At 28.5% G+C, this 3,376-nt stretch carries 1 protein-coding gene and 3 pseudogenes; 3 read left to right on the top strand and 1 reads right to left on the bottom strand.

Features of this window, described 5'->3' with window-relative positions; translation table 11 throughout:
• From Q0257_RS07315 to Q0257_RS07305, 3 genes and pseudogenes are all read left to right on the top strand, one after another.
• Window positions 1-152, top strand: a pseudogene (locus Q0257_RS07315) (adenylosuccinate lyase); the annotation flags it as partial.
• A gap of 65 nt (window positions 153-217) precedes the next feature.
• Window positions 218-2,644, top strand: a complete 2,427-nt coding sequence (locus tag Q0257_RS07310; protein ID WP_298023439.1) for a pentapeptide repeat-containing protein — start codon at window positions 218-220, stop codon at window positions 2,642-2,644.
• Window positions 2,645-2,758: 114 nt separating this feature from the next.
• A pseudogene (locus tag Q0257_RS07305) lies at window positions 2,759-2,962 on the top strand (hypothetical protein); the annotation flags it as partial.
• 171 nt (window positions 2,963-3,133) lie between these two features.
• Here Q0257_RS07305 and Q0257_RS07300 read toward each other — a convergent pair.
• A pseudogene (locus tag Q0257_RS07300) lies at window positions 3,134-3,376 on the bottom strand (hypothetical protein); the annotation flags it as partial.

Here is a 3,376-nt window from a genome sequence, read left to right as displayed (position 1 = left end):
TAGATGAGCAAGGGCATAGCCTGTTTTTGCAAAATCTGCTCGCAGATACAAAGCTACGAGAAAAGCTAAGCGAAAGCGAGATCAAAGAGTGCTTTGACTACGGATATTACACTAAAAACGTAGATGGAATTTTCAAGAGAGTTTTTGGGTAATGATTAAGTCCAGATATTACAAATTTTTAAATTTATTAAACAAATATAGTTTTAAGCGAGCTTGCTTGACATCATCATCGGAAGCATCAGATACATTTAAATTAGCCAATGAAAAACTAAAAGAATTTTTTGGCGACGATAAAGTTAGCAAGTATGCCTTAATTGGAGTTAATGGCACTGAGCAAACTCATATTGTAAAAGAAATATGTCAAATAGATACTATAAACAATAAAAATTTACGAGATATTTTAGAAAAACATAATATAAAATTTCAAAATTGTGAATTTGGATTTTTAAATATAAATGATTTTAAAAATATAGAATTTTATAATTGTAAAATTGAAATGTTTAACTCTAATATATCTGATACAAATATAAAAGAAAAATTAGTTTTTACAAAGTGCGAATTCTATTCAAAATCATATAATATAGATTTTGCTCCAACAAATTTTAAAAATATTGTTTTTCAAGACTGTATTTTTAAGTCTAATATAAATATAAGAAGTGTTAAATTTCAAAATATAACTTTTAACGATTGTACTATTTATGGTGATTTTATAGCTAACGATTGCATTTTTGAAAATGTAAATTTTAAAAATAACAAATTTTACGGCTTTGCTAATTTTAAAAACACTATTTTTGAAGATAATGCCTACTTTAATAATTCCGAGTTTAAGAAATTTGCAGATTTTCATGAATGTGAATTTAAAAAATTAGCTTCCTTTTATGGGATAAGATTTTATAAAACGCCAAATTTTAGCAGTGTATCTTTCATGAAAAGACCAATTTTAATTAATATGAAATTTGATTCGCATAGTTTTAGTAGTATAAAACGAGATTGTGATGATGAGATAAAAAGAAGACTTGAAAACAATAAAGAAGCCACCGAAACAGAAATTTATCAAAAAGTCTATTCTGACTTTAGAAACTCGTTTTCTATACTGAAACATACATTAAATGAAAATGGGAATTTAATAGATGCGAGCAACCATCACAAAGCAGAGCTTTATTGTAAAGAAATGGGGCTTGATTATGAAATTAAAAACGATGAAAAAACAAGAGTAAATTTTAACAAAAGTATAAGCTTATTTGAAAAAAGAAATATAAATTATTTATATTCTAAAGTACTTTTAATCGTGTTTGTAATTATTATAACCACCTCTTTATTATTTTTGAAATTATGTAAAAAATTCGAATTTTTAGAAAGTTTTGTGTATTCATTAGTCGGTAGCATTGTATTATATGGAATATATATAGTAATCGCAGGACTTATATATAGTATATTTAATATAAAATACTTTATTAATCTTATAAAGACCACATTATTTAAAATGAAATTGCCGAATATAACTAAATGGGTTGAGGCGTTGCAATTGTATCTATACCGAGAAACTAGTGATCATCATACAAATTTAAATAAAATTTTTCACTTTACTTTGCTAATGATTGTAAGCTATGGGTTCTGTTTATGGTGTATTAATACAACTAGTAAAATTATATATAGGAATAGTTTAAACGAAATAATGTATTTTTATTTGAATTTAATAATGCTTGCCTTACTTATATTTATACCAATACTTAATAGTAAAAAGATAAGCGATGCAAGCACTTTAGCAATTACATTTTTATTTGCTATTTTTATATTAACTATTTTTATCTTACAAAATATATCATACATAACTTTTAGTGTTTTGCTATATATACTTATTTTATCTTTTGCATATTTTATTTTTACTAGAAGTAGCAACTTAGCAGTTATCCTAATGAAAATTATTGCGTATGCCGGATTTATTATAGTATTATTAAAGATTCCAGAGCTTATAAATCCAACATTAAGCATATTTAATAGAGAGAATATAGAAAATAAAATTTTGTCAGAAGAGCTTGCTAAAATAGATTATAAAGATTTAGCAAATTTAACAAGGCTATCGTTTGGAGATTATAATATTGACGAAAACGTAACATTTTTAGAAAGTAATATAGTAAATCAAAAAGAGCTTATTATAGCCAACAAAGCAACGTTAGAGAATGTTTTGGGCCTTTTATTTCGAAAGGATGAAAAAGAGGAATTGAATAAAATTCTAAAAAATCTTTCTAACAAAGACGATTTAAATACAACACTCAAAGAACCTAAAAATAGAGGCATTGCGCTAGATTTGATATTTGTAGCAAATAAAGTATATAAGCGCGACCTCTATGATATGGAAATAAGTGATAAATTTAGGCTAAAATTTGGTTTTGCTGATGAAAAAGAGATCCAAAAAGAGATAGATTTGGTAATTGATGCTCTTACAAAGATTAAAGGCGCATTACAAAAACTAGCCCCTATCGTAGAAAAGCAAAAAATTTATCTTGATATTTATAAAGCTATAAGACTAGATGAAATCAACTCACAAACATATAAATCGATATATATTTTATACTTTATTATTATGATTTTATGTTTATATTCTCTAACCAAAACAGCACGTAAAAACTCGATTATATCGTAAGAACAAGAGTTGTGTTTTTGATATCAGTGGCTGAAACTATATGTTGCATAAATTTGGTACGAAAATATTCTAAGCAGTTTAAAACCAATCCTAAAAAATTTAAAAGAGAGAAAAATGAAAGTAATCAAACGAAAAAGGAGCACCGAGGAGCTTGACGTAAGCAAAATCAAAAAATACACGAGCGAGGCAGTCGCAGAGCTTGAAAACGTGAACTTTGGCGAGCTTGAGGTGGACGCGAAAATTTAATTTTGCGATATGATCGGCGCGGAAGAGATTCAACAAACCCTCATTAAAACGGTCCTCAAAAAGATTGGCATCTACAGGCATAAAAGCGCTGCGGGCAGTACCATTATAGCTGCTTGTAAAATTAGTGCAGAATTTGGATCTAAGTTAGCTTTGTAGCTCAATCCAACTAATAATTATTTGGAATTTAAAAGCAGATGGAGCGGGAGTTCGTTCGCCCCATCCTGCGCTAGTACGTTAGAATTTTTAGAATTTAAAATTATACCCTATATAAATTCCATGGTTAGTCTCATATACCTTGTCTACATCCTCTCCGAGCTTACTGGCCTTGTACCTCGTGTAGTCCGCCTTGTAGCCAAACTCGATCTCGTTATGCTCGTCAAGGCTATATAGTCCACCCAGTCTTGCACCGATGACCCAGCCAGGCAGAGTCTTTGAAAGCGAATCGCTGCTTCCGTCAGATTCGTCATACGAATAAATTTTATATTT

This window comes from uncultured Campylobacter sp., from assembly GCF_938018035.1.
In the GTDB taxonomy this organism is placed as follows: domain Bacteria; phylum Campylobacterota; class Campylobacteria; order Campylobacterales; family Campylobacteraceae; genus Campylobacter_B.
The sequence above is the reverse complement of the archived record's forward strand: the minus strand, read 5'-3'. Positions and strand labels throughout refer to the sequence as shown.